The sequence below is a fragment of the Croceicoccus sp. Ery15 genome, from assembly GCF_020985305.1.
Classification (GTDB): Bacteria; Pseudomonadota; Alphaproteobacteria; order Sphingomonadales; family Sphingomonadaceae; genus Croceicoccus.
On sequence record NZ_CP087588.1, the window covers coordinates 2,370,548 to 2,388,010 of the forward strand.

At 61.2% G+C, this 17,463-nt stretch carries 19 protein-coding genes; 17 read left to right on the forward strand and 2 right to left on the reverse strand.

The annotated features are described in order from the left end of the window. The first annotated feature begins 37 nt into the window (after positions 1-37). From LOZ77_RS11525 to LOZ77_RS11585, 13 genes are all read left to right on the forward strand, one after another. Positions 38-277: a hypothetical protein gene (locus LOZ77_RS11525; protein WP_230279232.1), complete on the forward strand. Its 240-nt coding sequence runs from the start codon at positions 38-40 to the stop codon at positions 275-277. 156 nt (positions 278-433) lie between these two features. After that, positions 434-637 (forward strand): 50S ribosomal protein L35, encoded by a 204-nt coding sequence (rpmI, locus tag LOZ77_RS11530; protein WP_230279233.1) that lies wholly within the window; start codon positions 434-436, stop codon positions 635-637. 14 nt (positions 638-651) lie between these two features. Beyond that, complete coding sequence (rplT, locus tag LOZ77_RS11535) at positions 652-1,011, forward strand: 50S ribosomal protein L20 (RefSeq protein ID WP_230279234.1); 360 nt, start codon at positions 652-654, stop codon at positions 1,009-1,011. Between the two features lie 447 nt (positions 1,012-1,458). After that, positions 1,459-2,580: a phenylalanine--tRNA ligase subunit alpha gene (gene pheS, locus LOZ77_RS11540; protein ID WP_230281855.1), complete on the forward strand. Its 1,122-nt coding sequence runs from the start codon at positions 1,459-1,461 to the stop codon at positions 2,578-2,580. Next, positions 2,577-5,006: a phenylalanine--tRNA ligase subunit beta gene (gene pheT / locus LOZ77_RS11545; protein WP_230279235.1), complete on the forward strand. Its 2,430-nt coding sequence runs from the start codon at positions 2,577-2,579 to the stop codon at positions 5,004-5,006. The genes pheS and pheT overlap by 4 nt, the downstream gene beginning before the upstream one ends. Further along, positions 5,003-5,938 (forward strand): aldose 1-epimerase family protein, encoded by a 936-nt coding sequence (locus LOZ77_RS11550; protein WP_230279236.1) that lies wholly within the window; start codon positions 5,003-5,005, stop codon positions 5,936-5,938. The genes pheT and LOZ77_RS11550 overlap by 4 nt, the downstream gene beginning before the upstream one ends. Positions 5,939-5,941: 3 nt before the next feature. Beyond that, complete coding sequence (locus LOZ77_RS11555; protein WP_230279237.1) at positions 5,942-6,694, forward strand: SDR family NAD(P)-dependent oxidoreductase; 753 nt, start codon at positions 5,942-5,944, stop codon at positions 6,692-6,694. A 6-nt stretch (positions 6,695-6,700) separates the two neighbouring features. Next, entirely contained in the window at positions 6,701-8,224 is a 1,524-nt protein-coding gene (locus LOZ77_RS11560) for a peptide chain release factor 3 (RefSeq protein ID WP_230279238.1), read from the forward strand. Between the two features lie 33 nt (positions 8,225-8,257). Continuing rightward, the gene (locus LOZ77_RS11565) at positions 8,258-8,815 is read left to right on the forward strand and encodes a pyridoxamine 5'-phosphate oxidase family protein (protein ID WP_230279239.1); all 558 of its coding nucleotides are present in this window, start codon (positions 8,258-8,260) and stop codon (positions 8,813-8,815) included. 42 nt (positions 8,816-8,857) lie between these two features. Then, on the forward strand, positions 8,858-9,553 hold the full coding sequence (locus LOZ77_RS11570; protein WP_230279240.1) for an endonuclease/exonuclease/phosphatase family protein: 696 nt from the start codon (positions 8,858-8,860) through the stop codon (positions 9,551-9,553). A 225-nt stretch (positions 9,554-9,778) separates the two neighbouring features. Next, on the forward strand, positions 9,779-10,117 hold the full coding sequence (locus LOZ77_RS11575; protein WP_230279241.1) for a P-II family nitrogen regulator: 339 nt from the start codon (positions 9,779-9,781) through the stop codon (positions 10,115-10,117). A gap of 17 nt (positions 10,118-10,134) precedes the next feature. Next, on the forward strand, positions 10,135-11,466 hold the full coding sequence (locus tag LOZ77_RS11580) for an ammonium transporter (protein WP_230279242.1): 1,332 nt from the start codon (positions 10,135-10,137) through the stop codon (positions 11,464-11,466). Between the two features lie 183 nt (positions 11,467-11,649). Beyond that, a complete protein-coding gene (locus tag LOZ77_RS11585; RefSeq protein WP_230279243.1) occupies positions 11,650-11,988 on the forward strand; it encodes a P-II family nitrogen regulator in 339 nt (112 codons plus the stop codon). 9 nt (positions 11,989-11,997) lie between these two features. Here the strand turns inward: LOZ77_RS11585 and LOZ77_RS11590 are convergent, their stop codons facing one another. Together LOZ77_RS11590 and LOZ77_RS11595 are read right to left on the reverse strand one after the other, a co-directional pair. Beyond that, complete coding sequence (locus tag LOZ77_RS11590; protein WP_230279244.1) at positions 11,998-12,432, reverse strand: TIGR01244 family sulfur transferase; 435 nt, start codon at positions 12,430-12,432, stop codon at positions 11,998-12,000. After that, positions 12,429-13,223, reverse strand: coding sequence for a TerC family protein (locus tag LOZ77_RS11595; protein WP_230279245.1), 795 nt, complete (start codon positions 13,221-13,223; stop codon positions 12,429-12,431). The genes LOZ77_RS11590 and LOZ77_RS11595 overlap by 4 nt, the downstream gene beginning before the upstream one ends. Before the next feature lie 227 nt (positions 13,224-13,450). Between LOZ77_RS11595 and LOZ77_RS17890 the strand changes: the two genes are divergently transcribed. The 4 genes from LOZ77_RS17890 to LOZ77_RS11625 all read left to right on the forward strand — a co-directional run bounded on the left by LOZ77_RS17890 (position 13,451) and on the right by LOZ77_RS11625 (position 17,448). Further along, on the forward strand, positions 13,451-14,233 hold the full coding sequence (locus LOZ77_RS17890; protein WP_304505982.1) for a cold-shock protein: 783 nt from the start codon (positions 13,451-13,453) through the stop codon (positions 14,231-14,233). Between the two features lie 193 nt (positions 14,234-14,426). Continuing rightward, positions 14,427-15,617 (forward strand): aspartate aminotransferase family protein, encoded by a 1,191-nt coding sequence (locus LOZ77_RS11615; RefSeq protein WP_230279246.1) that lies wholly within the window; start codon positions 14,427-14,429, stop codon positions 15,615-15,617. Continuing rightward, on the forward strand, positions 15,614-16,543 hold the full coding sequence (gene argF / locus LOZ77_RS11620) for an ornithine carbamoyltransferase (protein WP_230279247.1): 930 nt from the start codon (positions 15,614-15,616) through the stop codon (positions 16,541-16,543). The genes LOZ77_RS11615 and argF overlap by 4 nt, the downstream gene beginning before the upstream one ends. Further along, complete coding sequence (locus LOZ77_RS11625) at positions 16,540-17,448, forward strand: Hsp33 family molecular chaperone HslO (RefSeq protein WP_230279248.1); 909 nt, start codon at positions 16,540-16,542, stop codon at positions 17,446-17,448. Before argF ends, LOZ77_RS11625 begins: the two co-directional genes overlap by 4 nt. Positions 17,449-17,463 lie beyond the last annotated feature (15 nt).

Consider the following 17,463-nt stretch of genomic DNA (forward strand, 5'->3'; position numbering starts at 1 on the left):
TTACCGCCGCATGCCAGTCTCGCACGCGATTGGATCGATGTATTGTGTGCCATGCCAGCGCGAGTGGGGATCGTTGCTCTCTTTCGTCAAAGCCATACCTTTCGGCATTTTCCTGAGCTGGATACTCTCGCTCTTCATGGGGAAGGGCGGGACGACGGGCGGTGTGCTGGCGGTGCACATGATGCACGTCTATGACGTGTCCTTCTATTGGAGCTGGCCTTTGTTCTTCGCAGGGCTGGCGCTGACATGGGCGCTGTTGTTGATGATGGACGCCTGAAAAGCGCATCGCGCGTCGCCATCTACCCGTAACAAAACTTGCAAATACCGGCCTGCGCGTTTATGCGCGCGCCTCCACCGACACGAGATTCGATGATCGGCCTGGCGAAAAGGGCTGCCAGGGCTGGTCGAACGTGTCCCATGTAAGGAGACGAAAATGCCCAAGCTGAAGACCAAGAGCGGTGTGAAGAAGCGCTTCAAGCTTACCGCGACCGGCAAGATCAAGCATGGCGTGGCCGGCAAGCGCCACCGCCTCATCAGCCATAACGGCAAATATATCCGCCAGAACCGCGGCACCACGGTGATCTCTGACGCTGATGCGAAGACGATCAAGAAGTGGGCGCCCTACGGGCTGAACTGAGGAGGTAACGAACCATGGCACGTGTCAAAAGGGGTGTTACCACCCGCGCCAAGCACAAGCGTATTCTGGAGCAGGCCAAGGGCTATCGCGGCCGCCGCAAGAATACGATCCGCGTCGCTCGCCAGGCCGTCGAAAAGGCCGGTCAGTACGCCTATCGCGACCGCAAGGTTAAGAAGCGCAACTTCCGGGCCCTGTGGATCCAGCGAATCAACGCTGCTGTCCGTGCGGAAGGCCTGACCTATTCGCAGTTCATGCATGGCGTGAAGCTGGCCGGGATCGAGCTGGACCGTAAGGTCATGGCCGATCTGGCGATGAACGAAGGCGCTGCCTTCGGTGCAATCATTGCACAGGCGAAGAAGGCCCTGCCGGCCTGATCCGTCAAAGGGATCGGGCGACCTGCGGTTGCCCGCTTTCCTGCCCAAACTGAAAAGGCCCGGGACAGCATCGCGCTGTCCCGGGCCTTTTCGTTTCAACCTGCTTTCAGCAGTTTGCTGGCGGCCAGGTCCCCCAACCCAGCACGCCAGCTTCCGAGCTGCGACCGGAAAACGCCGGTCGCTAACGTCGGATCGATTTATGCTGCTTTGCGGCGAAACGTGCAATGTCTCGGGTAGACAAAGCGGTGATACAGGGCGATTCGAACAGCCATTGTCACCATTGGCATGACTGTCAGTAGGCTGTTTTCTTACATTTGTTTTCCGAATCGCAGGTCGTTTTCGCGACTCAGGCGCTGTCCAAGCGTTGCCCTTTGGCAGGCTCCGTCCTAGAGAGCGCGTCTCATCCCGAATACCAATCGAACATGCAAAGTGACGCCGCCCGAAACCATGGCATTCACCGATACCGATAGTCTGCGCGCCGAAGCACTGGCGCAGGTCGAACAGGCCGAAACGCTCGAGGCTTTGGAAGCGGCGCGCGTCGCCTTTCTGGGCAAGCAGGGAAGCATTTCACTGCTGCTGAAAACGCTGGGCAAGATGAGCCCCGAGGAACGGCAAGTCGCCGGTCCCGCGTTCAACGGGCTGCGCGCGGACGTGACCGATGCGATCGCCGCGCGCAAAGCCGTGCTGGAAGCCGCGGCGCTGGATGCGAAACTGGCGGGAGAGACCGTCGACCTGTCCCTCCCCGCGCCGCAAGCACCGGCGGGTAGCGTTCATCCCGTCAGCCAGGTGATGGACGAGCTGGCCGAGATTTTCGCCGATATGGGTTTCGCTGTCGCCACCGGTCCGGAGATCGAGGACGACTGGCATAATTTCACCGCGCTCAACATGCCGGAAAGCCATCCGGCGCGCGCGATGCATGATACATTCTATTTCCCCGACGCGGACGAAGCGGGGCGGAGCATGTTGCTGCGCACGCATACCTCTCCGGTGCAGATCCGCACGATGCTGAAAGAAGGGGCGCCGCTGCGCGTGATTGCGCCGGGGCGTGTCTATCGCAGCGATTCGGATGCGACCCACACGCCGATGTTCCATCAGATCGAAGGTCTGGTGATCGACAAGGGCATTCACCTTGGCCATCTGAAATGGACGCTGGAGACTTTCCTCAAGGCGTTTTTCGAGCGTGACGATATCGTCCTGCGCCTGCGCCCCAGTTTCTTCCCGTTCACCGAGCCTTCGGTCGAGGTCGATGTCGGCTATTCGATCGAAAAGGGCGCCAATGGCACTTCGCGCCGCGTGGTCGGCGGATCGGGCGATGACGAAGGCCATGCATGGATGGAAGTGCTGGGCAGCGGCATGGTCAATCGCCGCGTGATTGAGTTCGGCGGGCTGAACCCCGTCGAATGGCAGGGCTTTGCATTCGGCACCGGCGTCGACCGGCTGGCCATGCTGAAATATGGAATGGATGATTTGCGCGCTTTCTTCGACGGCGATCTGCGCTGGCTGAAGCATTACGGCTTTGCAGCCCTCGACGTGCCGACCCTGTCCGCAGGCGTGGGAGTGCCGGCATGAAGTTTTCGCTCTCATGGCTGAAAGACCATCTCGATACCGATGCGTCGGCCGCCGAAATCGCGGCGAAGCTGAACGAAATCGGGCTTGAGCTGGAGGATCTGGACAATCCGGCCGAGGCGCTGGCCGGTTTCCGCGTTGCCAAAGTGCTGACCGCCGCCAAGCATCCCGATGCAGACAAGTTGCAAGTGCTGACCGTCGATACCGGAGAAGGCGACCCGTTGCAGGTGGTGTGCGGCGCGCCTAATGCGCGTGCGGGACTGATCGGCGTGCTGGGCCTGCCGGGTGCGGTGGTGCCGTCGAACGGCATGGAGATGCGCAAGGCGGCGATCCGCGGTGTCGAATCGAACGGCATGATGTGTTCGGCGCGCGAACTGGACCTGTCGGACGAGCATGAAGGCATTATCGAACTGCCCGCCGATGCGCCGGTGGGGTCCGACTATGCCGCTTTTGCCGGATTGGACGATCCGGTTTTCGATGTGGCGATCACGCCCAACCGCCCCGATTGCATGGGCGTCTATGGCATTGCGCGCGATCTGGCGGCGGCGGGGCTGGGCACGCTGAAACCCCTGCCTGACCGCGTTTACGAGGGCGGCTTTCCGTGCCCCGTGCGCATTGCGATCGAAGATGCAGAAGGTTGCCCCGCATTCTATGGCCGCGCCATTCGCGGCGTGACCAACGGGGAAAGCCCCGCATGGATGCAGGCGCGGCTGAAATCGGCGGGCCAGCGCCCCATTTCGGCATTGGTGGACATCACCAATTACGTGATGCTGGCCTATGGCCGGCCCAGCCACGCCTATGACATCGCGCAACTGACCGGCACGCTGACCGCGCGCCGCGCCAAGGCGGGAGAAGGCGTAACCGCGCTGAACGAGAAGCATTATCTGCTCGACGACAGCATGACGGTGATCGCGGATGACGCGCAGGTGCATGATATCGCTGGCATCATGGGCGGTGAGCATTCGGGCTGTTCGGACGCGACCACCGATGTGCTGCTGGAAGTGGCGGCGTTCGATCCGGTGCGTCTGGCACATACCGGCCGCGCGCTGAACCTGACCAGCGATGCACGCAGCCGGTTCGAACGCGGCATCGATCCCGCCTTTCTGGCACCCGGTCTGGAACTGCTGACCGGCCTGATCCTCGACATTTGCGGGGGCGAGGCCAGCGAAGCCCTGCATGTCGGCGCGCCGCCTGTTGCTGCCCAGGTCGTGCGTTACGAACCTGCGCTGGCCGAAACGCTGGGCGGGATTGCCGTGCGTGAGGACGAGCAGCGTGCGATCCTGACCTCGCTGGGGTTCGAGATTGCGGTGGTCGAGGAAGGGGGTGAAAGCCATTGGGCGGTCACCGCGCCAAGCTGGCGCCCCGATGTCGATGGCGCGGCCGATATCGTCGAGGAAGTGATCCGTATCCGCGGGCTGGACGCGATCGCATCGGTCGCATTGCCGCGTGCCGAGGGCGTGGCCCGGCCGACCGCGACACCGGTGCAGGCACTGGAACGGCGCGTTCGCCGCGCTGCCGCCAGCCGCGGCATGCACGAGGCGGTGACTTGGTCGTTCCTGCCCGCCGATCAGGCTGGGGCTTTCGCGGTCGAGGGGAGCGAGCCGTGGGTGCTGGCCAATCCGATCAGCGAGGATCTGAAAGTGATGCGGCAATCGCTGCTGCCGGGCTTGCTGTCGGCCGTGGCGCGCAATCAGGCGCGCGGCGCGAACGATGTGCGGCTGTTCGAACTGGGGCGTCGCTATTTGCGCGGGCCCGGCGGGGCAAGCGACGAGCGGCTGGCCCTGGGCCTTGTGCTGGCGGGCGAGAAACAGCCGCGCGGCTGGCGGAACGGCAAGGCGGTGCCCTTTGATGCATTCGACGCCAAGGCAGAGGTCGAGGCGCTGCTGGCCGCGGCAGGCGCGCCTGTCGACAGGTTGATGGTGATGGGCGCCGATGAAAGCTGGTCTGGCAATGCGTTCCATCCCGGGCAATCGGCCACCTTGCGGCTGGGGCCCAAGAACGTGCTGGCGCGATTTGGCACGCTGCATCCGCTGGTCGCCAAACAGTTCGACATCGCAGGGGCAGTGGTCGCGGCGGAGATTTTTCTCGATGCGGTTCCGGCCAAAAAGGGCGCGTCGGGCTTCACCCGCGCGACCTATGCCCCGCCGGCATTGCAGCCGGTGATGCGCGATTTCGCCTTCCTCGTTCCCGATACGCTGGCGGCGGGCGATCTGCTGAAGGCGGTGCGTGGCGCGGAAAAGCAGCTGATCACCGATGCGCGCATTTTCGACGAGTTCCGTGGGCAAGGCGTGCCCGAGGGTCACAAGTCGCTGGCGGTCGAAATCGTTCTGCAGCCCGGCGATGCCAGTTTTACCGAGGCGGATTTGTCCGCGATTTCGGCCAAGGTGGTTGCCTCTGCCGCGAAACTGGGAGCATCCTTGCGCGGATGAGCGAGACGGTCACCATACGCTCCGAAGGGCTGACGGCCCGCATCGCTTTGCTGGGCGCAGAGCTTGTGTCCTTGCGCGATGGTGGCGGGGCGGAGTGGATGACCGATGGCGACCCCGCCGTCTGGTCGGGCCGTGCGCCCGTGCTGTTCCCGATTGTCGGTGCGCTGGCGGGCGGTGCGTACCGGTTGGACGGGACGGAATATCAGCTGCCCCGCCACGGCTTTGCGCGCCGGTGTGTGTTTCATCTTGTCGAACGCACGCAAAACAGCGCGACCCTGCGCCTGACCGACGATGCCGAGACAAGGGCCGTCTATCCCTTCGCCTTCGTCCTCGACCTGCATTATGCGCTTGAGGGCGATACGCTGACGATCACGGCCATCGTCACCAATCGCGGCGAAGATGCGATGCCCTTCAGCATCGGTTTTCATCCCGGCTTTGCATGGCCGCTGCCCGGCGGCGGCGACAAGTCATCGCATCGCATCGTGTTCGAGGATTTTGAAACCGGCCCCATCCGCCGTGTCGACAGCGACGGCCTTGTCTGCGCGTTCGAGGATACGCCGGTGAAGAATCGCATCCTGCGGCCCTTTACCGGCCTTTTCCATGCCGATGCGCTGATCTGGGACCGCCTGTCCAGCCGCAGCCTGCGGTTCGAAGGGGAAATGCCCAAACCGCCCGAGGGACAGGAGAAGGACAGGAAGGACAGGCTGGCGCCAGCCGCCATCGATCTGGCCTTTCCCGGTTGCCCGATGCTGGGCATCTGGCAGAAACCGGGCGCGGATTTCCTGTGTCTGGAGCCGTGGGCCGGCATTGCCGATCCGCAGGGCTTCGATGGCGATTTTCGCGAAAAGCCGGGCGTGATGGAACTGCCCGCAGGCGATTCGCGCAGCTTTGCCCTGACGCTTGGCGTGCATCCGGCCCAGACAGGAGAGTAAGTGATGAAAACCGTCCTTGTGACCGGAGCGACTGCCGGCATCGGCGAAGCCTGTGCCCGCGCCTTTGCGGGGGCGGGGTGGCGCGTGCTGGGGACCGGACGGCGTGCGGAGCGGCTTGCGGCTTTGCAAGGGGAACTGGGCGCGGACCGTTTTCACCCGTGCGTCTTCGATATTCGGGACGAGGCTGCGCGCGATGTGGCGCTCGCACAATTGCCTGCCGAGTTTGCGCAGATCGATTGCCTTGTGAATAATGCCGGTCTGGCGCTGGGTACTTCGGCCGCGCAGGACAGCGATCTCGACCAGTGGAAGGTGATGATCGACACCAATGTCACGGCACTGGTCTCGCTCACCCACAGGCTGCTGCCCATGCTGATCGAGCGGAAGGGCGCCATCGTGAACCTGTCGTCGGTCGCGGCGACCTACCCCTATTCGGGCGGGAACGTCTATGGCGGGACCAAGGCATTCGTGCACCAGTTCAGCCTTGGCCTGCGCAGCGATCTGCACGGCACGGGCGTGCGCGTAACCTCTATCGAACCGGGCATGGTGGAAACCGAATTCACCGTTGTCCGCACCGGCGGCAGCCAGCAGGCGAGCGATGCCCTTTATGGCGGAGCCAATCCGATGACGGGCGCGGATATTGCCGAAACGATCCTGTGGGTGGCAAACCTGCCCCCACATCTCAACATCAACACGCTGGAACTGATGCCGGTAAGCCAGAGCTTTGCCGGATTTCAGGTGGCGCGCGAAGAAAAGTAAACTCCCATGGCTTCCGAACGGCGGACTTTCGCCATTATTTCCCACCCCGACGCGGGTAAGACGACCCTGACGGAAAAGCTGCTGCTGACCGGCGGCGCGATCCATCTGGCGGGCGAGGTCAAGGCGCGCGGGGCTGCGCGGCGAGCGCGTTCGGACTGGATGAAGATCGAACAGCAGCGCGGCATCTCGGTCACCAGCTCGGTAATGACGTTCGAACGGAACGGCGTGACCTTCAACCTGCTCGATACGCCGGGGCACGAGGATTTCTCGGAAGATACCTATCGCACGCTGACTGCGGTCGATTCCGCGATCATGGTGATCGACGCGGCCAAGGGTATCGAGCCGCAGACACGCAAATTGTTCGAGGTTTGCCGGCTGCGCAGCGTGCCGATCATCACCTTCGTCAACAAGGTCGACCGCGAAGGACGCGATCCGTTCGAATTGCTGGACGAGGTGGCCGACATGCTGGCGCTGGATGTCTGCCCGATGAGCTGGCCCATCGGCATGGGCGGGCAGTTCGAGGGCATTCTCGACTATGCCACCGGCCATGTCGCGCGACCCGAAGGTGGATCGAAGGAATTTCTCGGCAAGATCGACGAGAACCCCGCAATCCCCGATGATTTCGCCGAACAGGCCGAACTGGCCCGCGAAGCCTATCCCGAATTCGATGTGGAAGCCTATCGCGGCGGCGACCTGACGCCGGTGTTTTTCGGATCGGCTCTGAAGAATTTCGGCGTGGTGCAGATGATCGAGGCGATTGCCGAATATGCGCCCCCGCCGCGCCCGCAACCGTCCGAGGATGGCGAAGTATCACCTGCCCGCGACGAGGTTTCGGGATTTATCTTCAAGGTTCAGGCCAATATGGACCCGCAGCACCGCGACCGTATCGCGTTCATGCGGCTGGTATCAGGCACGTTCAAGCGCGGTATGAAGCTGACACCCAGTGGGCTGGGCAAGCCCATTGCCGTGCATTCGCCGATCCTGTTCTTTGCGCAGGACCGCGAGATTGCCGATACAGCAGAGCCCGGCGATATCATCGGCATTCCGAACCACGGCACATTGCGCGTTGGGGATTCGCTGTCGGAAAAGAACGATATCCGCTTCACCGGCCTGCCCAATTTCGCGCCGGAAATCCTGCGCCGCGTGGTGCTGAAGGATCCGACCAAGACCAAGCAATTGCGCAAGGCACTGGATGACCTTTCGGAAGAGGGCGTGATTCAGGTGTTCTATCCCGAAATCGGCGCGCAATGGATCATCGGCGTGGTGGGGCAATTGCAGCTTGAAGTGCTGATCTCGCGCTTGTCGGCCGAGTATAAGGTCGAGGCTTCGCTGGAGGCCGCGCCCTTTGCCACTGCGCGCTGGATTAAGGGCGATGCCACCGCGATGGCCGAGTTCGAAGGATTCAACCGCCCCAATCTGGCGAAGGACCGCGATGGCGACCTCGTCTTCCTCGCCAAATCGCCGTGGGATGTGAATTACCAGCAGGAAAAGAACCCGAAACTGACCTTCGGCGCGACGAAGGAGAGGTGACAGGCGACTGACCGCGGGCCTATGCCTGTGGTCATGGCACAGTTCTTCGACAGCATAGGGGAAGACCACCGCGCGATGATCGCGCGCCAGCCGGTCTTTTTCACCGCCACCGCCGCGCCCGAGGGGCGGATCAACCTGAGCCCCAAGGGCTATGACGTGTTCCGCATCCTGTCGGATACGCAAGTCGCGTGGCTCGATCTGGCGGGATCGGGGAACGAAACGCATGCCCATCTGGCGGCGGACGGGCGCATCACCGTGATGTTCTGCAATTTCGAACAGCCCGCTCTGATTCTGCGACTGTATGGCCACGCCCGCGCCGTGCTGCCTGCCGATGCGGAATGGGATGGGCTGATCACCCATTTCAACATACCGCCCGGCACGCGGCAGATTTTCGTGATGGATGTGGATCAGCTGCAGACCAGCTGCGGCTATGGCGTGCCGCTGATGGTGATGGATCAGGAACGACCCACTCTCGTGAAATATCACGAAAAGGCCGACCCCGATGAATGGGTGGCCAAGCAACAGGCGTGCGACCGCAGCATCGATGGCCTGCCCGTGCGCACCACCGACCGCTATTTGCGCCATGATTGACCATTTGCGGAACTTTTGCGCGACCGAAGCGATGGAATCGGCGTGCAGCTGAAAATTGCGAGCTATAATATTCACAAGGGCGTCGGGCTCGACCGCAAGCGCGATCCCGATCGGATCCTGTCGGTATTGGCGGAGATCGATGCTGATGTGGTTGTCTTGCAGGAATGCGACCGGCGCTTCGGGCGGCGCGAAAGCGTGATTCCGCGCGCGCGGATAGAGGATTCGCGTTATCGTCCCGTCGCGATCGATACGCGGCCCGGCAGCCTTGGCTGGCACGGCAACGGGTTTCTGGTGAAGAAGACAGTGGAGATCATCGATACTGCCGCGCTGACTCTGCCCGCGCTGGAACCGCGCGGCGCGGTACGCATCGATCTGCGCAAGGAGGGCAAGCGGGCGCGCATCATCGGGATGCATCTCGACCTGTCGGGGTTGATGCGGCGCGAACAGGTGCGCAGCCTGCTGGCCCATCTGGACGATCTGGGCAAGCCGGTGCCGACCGTGCTGGCAGGCGACACAAACGAATGGGCGGCGCGCGGTGGGGTTTTCCGATGCTTCGGTGACAGCTGGAACGTACTAGATTGCGGGCGCAGCTTTCCGACGCGGCGCCCGATTGCGCGGCTCGACCGGATGATCGTGACCAACGACTGGAACGTGGACGAGGTGGCCGTCCATCACAGCCTGCTGTCATCCCGGGCATCGGATCATCTGCCCGTGTGGGCGCGGCTATCGCTAGGCTAGTTGCGCGCTGTTCCACGCGCCCTTGTTTACAGTTGATGCACGACTTTGCCTAAAATTTAGGCACCTCGGGGATACTTGCTTACGCCTTGGGCGTCTTTTTGAATCTTTTGTTACGCCCAACCTCCAATGAAATCAGGATCCATTGTGCGAGCGCGAGTTGGCACGGCATTTGCATATCTGAATTTCGACCGACAGAGGGGTCGGTAGGCAACTGAGGGGGCAAGGATGAAATTCATCATCGCCATCATCAAGCCGTTCAAACTGGACGAGGTTCGCGAGGCTCTGGGCTCGCTGGGTGTCGCCGGTATGACGGTTACCGAAGTAAAGGGTTTCGGCCGCCAGAAGGGCCAGACTGAGATTTACCGCGGTGCGGAATATTCGACCAATATGCTTCCCAAGGTGAAGCTTGAAATCGCTGCAGCGGACGCGCTGGTGCCGCAGATCGTGGAAACGATCCAGCAGACGGCCAGCACCGAAGCCATCGGCGACGGCAAGATTTTCGTGCTCGATCTCGCTTCCGCCGTGCGCATCCGCACCGGCGAGAGCGGCGATACCGCGCTGTGAGAAGGGGGACACCACTCATGGATCGTAAAATCCTGAAAACAGGTGCGGCCGCTCTGGCCGCTGCTGCCATTGCCATTCCGGCAGCGGCATTCGCACAGGAAGAGGCCGTTCCGGCTGCAGAAGCCGTTTCGGGCGGCACTGCCTATATCCTGAACACCTTGCTGTTCCTCATCGGCGGCTTCCTGGTCATGTGGATGGCTGCGGGCTTCGCCATGCTCGAAGCCGGTCTGGTGCGTTCGAAGAACGTATCGGTGCAGTGCCTTAAGAACATCGGCCTGTATTCCATCGCCGGGCTTATGTTCTGGGTGATGGGCTATAACATCGCCTATCCCGGCGACTTCAACGGCTATGTCGGTGGCTTCTCGGGCATCTACCCTATGCAGGGCGTGGGCGAAGCCGATACCGACACCGGCTACTCGGTCGCTTCGGACTGGTTCTTCCAGATGGTTTTCTGCGCCACCACGGCGTCGATCGTGTCGGGCACCATTGCCGAACGCACCAAGCTGACGGCCTTCTTCATCTTCACCGCCATCCTGACGGGTGTGATCTATCCGATCGTGGTGAGCTGGGAATGGGGCGCTGGCTTCCTCGACCAGATGGGCTTCTCGGACTTCGCCGGTTCGACGCTGGTGCACTCCACGGGTGGCTGGGCCGCTCTTATGGGTGCAATCATCATCGGCCCCCGTCTGAATCGCTACACCTCTTCGGGCGTGACTGTGTTCCCGGGTTCGAGCATTCCGCTCGCCACCCTCGGCACTTTCATCCTGTGGCTGGGCTGGTTCGGCTTCAACGGCGCATCGCAGCTGGCGATGGGCACCGTTGGTGACGTGTCCGACGTTTCGAAGATTTTCGTGAACACCAATATGGCGGCATGTGCCGGCACGGTTGTCGCGATCATCGCCACGCAGCTTATGTATAAGAAGGCTGATACCACCATGGCGCTGAACGGCGCGCTGGCTGGTCTGGTCGCCATCACTGCCGAACCGCTGACCCCGAATGTGGGCATGGCGATCATCATCGGCGGTATCGGCGGTCTGCTGCCCGTTATCGTGGTGCCGCTGCTCGACAAGCTGAAGATCGACGACGTTGTCGGCGCGATCCCGGTTCACCTGTGCGCAGGTATCTGGGGTACGCTGGCCGTGCCGATCACAAATGGTGACGTGCCCTTCATCGCACAGCTCACCGGCGTGATCGCCACCGGCGTCTTCGTCTCGATCGCTTCTGCCATTCTCTGGACCATCCTCAAGTTCACCGTGGGCGTCCGCCCGTCGGCCGAGGACGAGATGGCCGGCCTGGATCACTCGGAAACGGGTATCGAGGCTTATCCCGAATTCGCCCGCGTCACGTAACGCAACGGCGAGAACAGTCTGGCGGGGTGGATCTTTCCTCTCCTCTTCCACCCCGCCAACCGACGTTCCTCCTGCGAACGGTGAACTGGGGCCGGAAGCCAAGCGCTTCCGGCCTCTTTTTCTTGAGTTACCGGTCGCTTGGCGGCATCACGTCGTGCCTGACGCAAGAGGAGCCCCCATCCGATGAAATATGTGATTGCCATCATCAAGCCGCACAAGCTCGACGAAGTGCGCGAGGGGTTGAGCAAGCTGGGAGTTGCCGGTCTGACCGTGTCGGAAGTAAAGGGGTTTGGTCGCCAGAAAGGGCAGACCGAAATCTATCGCGGCGCCGAATATTCGCTGAACATGGTGCCAAAGGTGAAGCTGGAGATCGCGACCAGCGATGCGCTGGCACCCCGAGTGGTCGAGTTGATCCAGAGCGCCGCCAATTCGGAAACGATCGGCGACGGCAAGATTTTCGTCCTCGACCTCGCTTCGGCCCTGCGGATCAGGACTGGCGAATCGGGCGACAGCGCGCTTTAGAGAACCGGATCAACGACCGGCGCTGAGCATGTCGATCAGCTGGCGAATGGGGGACACATCATATCCGCCGTTCGCCGCTTGCGAAGCGATTACAGAGGGATTCACCCCCTGCTTTGCCTGCGCCAGCGCCCATAGCAGGGTCGAACGTGTGCCCGACCGGCAATAGGCAAGGATCGTCCCGTCGGTCGATGCCAGCGCATCGGCCATGGCGTCGACCTGCCCCTGTCCGAAGCCCGCGTGAGTGACCGGGATCGCGCGGTAGTCCATGCCGGCGGCATGCGCAGCGGCTGCGATCCCATCGCCTGCGATCTGACCCGGTTCTTCGTCGTCGGGCCGGTTGTTGATCACCAACGTCACGCCGCGGGCCTTCGCCACGGCAATGTCTTCCAATCCGATTTGCGGGCTTGCGAGGAAAGTTTCATTGATCTGTCGGAAATCGCTCATGCCACTGTCTCCGCTTCGGCCTTGCGGCGGTTGCGTTTCACCATATTGAGCATTTCGACAGCAACCGAGAAGCCCATTGCGGCATAGACGTAGCCCTTTGGCACGTGGAAGCCGAAGCCGTCGGCGATCAGCACCAGACCGATCATGACCAGAAACGCCAACGCGAGCATGACAAGCGTGGGGTTCTTTTCGATGAACCTGGCCAAAGGATCGGCCGCGACCAGCATGATTCCGACCGTAATCACGACCGCCGTGACCATGATCGGCACATGATCGGTCATGCCGACAGCAGTCAGGATCGAATCGATCGAAAACACGAGGTCGAGGGCGATGATCTGGGCAATGGCGGCACCAAAAGTGATTTGTGCGACGCCTTTTTTCTTATCGAGCATCTCGCCCGAATGGTCGTCGGGGTCCATGTTATGGTGGATTTCCTTGGTGGCCTTCCACAGCAGGAACAGGCCGCCGGCCAGCAGGATCAGGTCGCGACCGGAAAATGCGGTTTCGAAACTGGGCGTACCGTGTTCACCAACCTCGCCCGTAATGCCAAGATCGAACAGAGGCGTCTGCAATGTGACGATCCAACCGATCAGCATCAGCAAGCAGATTCGCATGATCAGCGCGAGGGCGAGGCCGATTCGGCGAGCCTTCGCCTGCTGTTCCGCAGGTAGCTTGTTCGACAGGATCGCAATGAACACCAGATTGTCGATGCCGAGCACAATTTCGAGCACGACCAGTGTGATGAGGGCGACCCACGCGGCGGGATCGGACAACAGTGCGAGGATATCCATGGCGCTTCTGTGCCCGCAGTCCGCCAGCCGCGCAAGAGCATGTGTGACCGCAATGTCGCGGAATCGCCGCGATCTGCGCAATTCGTTCGCTATTGCCGGATAAATGCTTTATGAACGCTTGGCAGTGGGAACCGATATCCGCAATATCGGTCTGATCGTCCGGCGATTGTCCGTCCGCACGCCGGGGCGATAGAGGGAAGGGCGAGACGCAAGGTACGCTTCGGTTTATGGGTTATGATAAAGGTCGGCGCGGTCGCGGTCGTGACAAGCGCGATAGTTTCGGTGAAGAAGGGTTCGATCCGTTTTCGCGCGGTGGCTTCGGATACGATCAGGCACCGTCGGATTCCGGTGGATACCGTGGCGGTGGCTTTGACCGTGATCGTGGTGGTTTCGGCAATGATCGCGGTGGCGGCTTCGGTGGAAACGACCGTGGCGGTTTCGGTGGCGGCCCGCGTGGCGGCGGTGGCGGCGGTGGCTTCCGCGGCGGTCCTGGCGGTGGAAGCGGCGGTGGCCGTATGCCTCCGCAGGTTGTGGGCGCCGGTAAGGGCGTCGTAAAGTTTTTCAACGGGAACAAAGGCTTCGGCTTTATCCAACGTGAAGACGGTGGCGAAGATGTGTTCGTACACATCAGCGCGGTCGAACGTGCTGGCCTGGAAGGCTTGGCCGAAGGTCAGGAACTGGCCTTCAACCTCGTCGACCGCGGCGGCAAGATCAGTGCTGCCGATCTGCAGGTCGTGGGCGATGTGATTCCCGTTGCCGCCAAGCGTGAGGCGCCCCAGCGTCAGTTGACCGGCGACAAGGCGGTTGGCACGGTGAAGTTCTTCAACAGCATGAAGGGCTTTGGCTTCATCACGCGCGACGATGGCGAGCCTGACGCGTTCGTGCATATCAGCGCAGTGGAGCGGTCGGGTATGGCCGGCATTAACGAGGGCGATCGGCTTGAGTTCGACCTCGAAGTCGACCGACGCGGCAAATATTCTGCCGTGAACCTTGTTCCGATCCAGGAATAGTCGGCCCGACCGACTGACATGGGCGGAACCGGTTTGACCGGGTCCGCCTGAAGCCCTAAATGGGCAGTAATGGCGGTTCCCGTTCGGGGGCCGCCATTTTCCGTTCCAATTTTCCAATGGTCTCGGCCCAAATGGCCCATGGCAGGGGAGCCGGTTTCCAAAATCCCCTGCCGCGAATGCAAAGGACATAACAATGTCGATCACACCGTTGATGCCCGTGTACCCGCGCTGCGATGTGCGGCCGGTGCGAGGAGAGAACTGCCATCTGATCTCGGAAGATGGCCGCCGATTCCTCGATTTCGCAAGCGGTATCGCGGTGAACCTGCTTGGCCATTCGCATCCGGCACTGATCGATGCGATCCAGAAGCAGGCTGCGACGCTAATGCATGTGTCGAACCTGTATGGCAGCCCGCAGGGCGAGGCGCTGGCACAGCAACTGGTGGATCTCACTTTTGCCGATACGGTTTTCTTCACCAACTCAGGTGCCGAGGCTGTGGAATGCGCGATCAAGACGGCGCGCATCTACCACCAGTCAGCGGGAGCCGATCAGAAGTTCGAGATCATTACGTTCAACAATGCTTTTCACGGGCGCACGATGGCGACGATTAGTGCATCGAGTCAGGAGAAGATGCACAAGGGCTTCTACCCGATGCTTCCCGGCTTCCGCTATGTGGAGTTCGACGATCTTGATGCGGCAAAGGCGGCAATCGGCCCCAATACGGCGGCCTTTCTGGTCGAACCGATTCAGGGTGAGGGCGGCATTCGTGTTGCGAGCGAAGAATTCATGCAGGGCTTGCGCAAGCTGGCGGACGAGCATGATCTGATGCTGGTGCTGGACGAGGTTCAGTGCGGCGTGGCGCGCACCGGCACCTTCTATGCCTATGAGCATTATGGGATCGAACCAGATATCCTTGCTACGGCGAAGGGTATTGGTGGCGGTTTCCCGCTGGGCGCATGCCTTGCCACCGAAAAGGCGGCCCGGGGCATGACCTTCGGTACGCATGGAAGCACCTATGGCGGTAATCCGCTTGCAATGGCGGCAGGCAAGGCGGTGATGGACACTGTCGGGAATGGCGAATTTCTGGCGCAAGTCCGCGCCATTGGTGACAAGCTGCGCGGCAGGTTGGAACAGTTCATCGGGAACTATCCCGAGCTTTTTACCGAGGTGCGTGGAAAGGGGCTGATGCTGGGGCTGAAGATGACGGTCGAGAGCCGTCCCTTTGTGGCGCATCTGCGTGACCATCACGGTCTGTTGACCGTTTCGGCGGGCGAAAATGTGATGCGCGTGTTGCCCCCGCTGATTATCGACGATGCCCATATCGACGAATTTATGGAAAAGCTGTCCGCGGGCGCAGCAGCATATGAGCCGGAAGAAGCATCATGACCGTAAGGCATCTGCTGGACCTTGCCGATGCAGGCGGTGACGCATTGCAGGCAATGATCGATGACGCGCTCGCTCGCAAGTCGGCGCGCGAAGGCTGGACCAAGGGGCGCGTCGACTCGGACGCGCCGCTGCAGGGTTGTACCCTTGCCATGATTTTCGAGAAAAACTCCACCCGCACCCGCGTAAGTTTCGACATGGCGATGCGGCAATTGGGCGGCAGCGCGATCATTATGGAAGCGGGCAGCATGCAGATCGGGCGCGGCGAAACGATTGCCGATACGGCGCGCGTACTGTCGCGTATGGTCGATGCGATTATGATCCGCACCGATGACCATGCGAAGATCGAAGCATTGGCACAACATGCCAGCGTGCCGGTGATCAATGGCCTGACAGATCGTTCGCATCCTTGCCAGATCATGGCGGATCTTTTGACTTTGGTCGAGCATGGCAAGTCTTTGAAAGGAATGGAACTCGCATGGTTGGGCGACGGCAATAATGTCCTGCATTCGGTGCTGGAGGCTGCCGGATTAATGGGGTTCAACGTCCGCTATGGCGTGCCTGAAGGATATGAGCCCGAAGAGGAGTTCGTTACGTTCGCGCGGTCTCGCGGCTCGACTGTTACGTTGACCCGAGATGCGGCGGAGGCGGCTCGCGGGGCTGATGTTCTGGTTACCGACACATGGGTCTCGATGGGGCAGGACATGGCGCATGACAAGATCGCTGCCATGAAGCCGTTCCAGATTAATGAAGCACTGATGGCGCATGCAAAGCCGGATGCAGTGTTCCTTCACTGTCTGCCTGCGCATGTAGGTGATGAGGTGAGTGAAGCTGTCTTTGAAGGCCCGCAGTCGGTTGTATGGGACGAAGCCGAGAACCGCATTCACGCACAAAAATCGGTGCTGCGCTGGGCATTCGGTCAGCTGTGAACGAGAGCACGGCTATCCCGCCCAACGAAACCGGTTTTGACGCCGTGCTGGGTTTTACCTTGCCAGGACGCGATGTCCGCGGTCGCTGCGTACGCCTGGGGCCGGTCTTGGATACGATCCTGTCGGCCCATGATTACGCAGGTCCAATCCGCCATTTGCTTGCCGAGGCATTGTTGCTGGCGACATTGATCGGCTCGCTGGGCAAGGAAGAAGGCAGTCAGATGACGATGCAGGCGCAATCCGCCGATGGCATCGTCGATATGCTAGTGTGTGACTACCGCGATGGCGAACTGCGTGGCTATGTTCGTTATGATGCCGACCGTCTTGCCGACTTGGGTGCTAACCCTAGTCTTAGCGCGCTAGTTGGCTCGGAAGCCTATTTGGCGATCACTTTCGATGTCGCCGATGGCGGTCGATATCAAGGAATTGTGCCTCTTGATGCGGAATCGCTCGCCGGTGCTTGCGAGGCTTATTTCCGCCAGTCGGAACAATTGCCGACGGTTATCAAGGTGGCTGTGCAATCGATGGATGGTCATTGCGTGGTTGGCGGACTGCTCTTGCAACATCTCCCGGATGGTGAGGAAGGTCGGGAACGACTCCATGTTCGCTTGGACGATCCTGATTGGGAGCATGTCACCATTCTGGGTTCGACGATCCGTCATGCCGAGCTTGCCGATCCGGGCCTCTCATTGGAGGCATTGCTGTGGCGGCTGTTCCATGAAGAAGAACAGCTGTTGGTCGAAACCGTCGCGAAACTTGAGCGTGGGTGCCGCTGCACGCCCCAGCATTACCGGCAAGTTCTCTCACGCTTTGGTGCAGAGGAGTTGGCGGAAATGCGCGATGATGACGGCCTGATCAGGGTCGATTGTGCATTTTGCTCGCGCATTTTCCCGATCGATGTTTGATATCGAAGGCGCTTG

What these genes read in the sequence shown, in the direction of transcription:
- LOZ77_RS11555 (WP_230279237.1), top strand. Translation starts at nt 5,942, where the DNA reads ATGAAAACCGTCCTTGTGACCGGAGCGACTGCCGGCATCGGCGAAGCC.
- rpmI (WP_230279233.1), top strand. Translation starts at nt 434, where the DNA reads ATGCCCAAGCTGAAGACCAAGAGCGGTGTGAAGAAGCGCTTCAAGCTT.
- LOZ77_RS17890 (WP_304505982.1), top strand. Translation starts at nt 13,451, where the DNA reads ATGGGTTATGATAAAGGTCGGCGCGGTCGCGGTCGTGACAAGCGCGAT.
- LOZ77_RS11595 (WP_230279245.1), bottom strand. Translation starts at nt 13,223, where the DNA reads ATGGATATCCTCGCACTGTTGTCCGATCCCGCCGCGTGGGTCGCCCTC.
- LOZ77_RS11560 (WP_230279238.1), top strand. Translation starts at nt 6,701, where the DNA reads ATGGCTTCCGAACGGCGGACTTTCGCCATTATTTCCCACCCCGACGCG.
- LOZ77_RS11615 (WP_230279246.1), top strand. Translation starts at nt 14,427, where the DNA reads ATGTCGATCACACCGTTGATGCCCGTGTACCCGCGCTGCGATGTGCGG.
- LOZ77_RS11575 (WP_230279241.1), top strand. Translation starts at nt 9,779, where the DNA reads ATGAAATTCATCATCGCCATCATCAAGCCGTTCAAACTGGACGAGGTT.
- LOZ77_RS11580 (WP_230279242.1), top strand. Translation starts at nt 10,135, where the DNA reads ATGGATCGTAAAATCCTGAAAACAGGTGCGGCCGCTCTGGCCGCTGCT.
- pheT (WP_230279235.1), top strand. Translation starts at nt 2,577, where the DNA reads ATGAAGTTTTCGCTCTCATGGCTGAAAGACCATCTCGATACCGATGCG.
- LOZ77_RS11590 (WP_230279244.1), bottom strand. Translation starts at nt 12,432, where the DNA reads ATGAGCGATTTCCGACAGATCAATGAAACTTTCCTCGCAAGCCCGCAA.
- LOZ77_RS11585 (WP_230279243.1), top strand. Translation starts at nt 11,650, where the DNA reads ATGAAATATGTGATTGCCATCATCAAGCCGCACAAGCTCGACGAAGTG.
- rplT (WP_230279234.1), top strand. Translation starts at nt 652, where the DNA reads ATGGCACGTGTCAAAAGGGGTGTTACCACCCGCGCCAAGCACAAGCGT.
- pheS (WP_230281855.1), top strand. Translation starts at nt 1,459, where the DNA reads ATGGCATTCACCGATACCGATAGTCTGCGCGCCGAAGCACTGGCGCAG.
- LOZ77_RS11550 (WP_230279236.1), top strand. Translation starts at nt 5,003, where the DNA reads ATGAGCGAGACGGTCACCATACGCTCCGAAGGGCTGACGGCCCGCATC.
- LOZ77_RS11525 (WP_230279232.1), top strand. Translation starts at nt 38, where the DNA reads ATGTATTGTGTGCCATGCCAGCGCGAGTGGGGATCGTTGCTCTCTTTC.
- LOZ77_RS11565 (WP_230279239.1), top strand. Translation starts at nt 8,258, where the DNA reads ATGGCACAGTTCTTCGACAGCATAGGGGAAGACCACCGCGCGATGATC.
- argF (WP_230279247.1), top strand. Translation starts at nt 15,614, where the DNA reads ATGACCGTAAGGCATCTGCTGGACCTTGCCGATGCAGGCGGTGACGCA.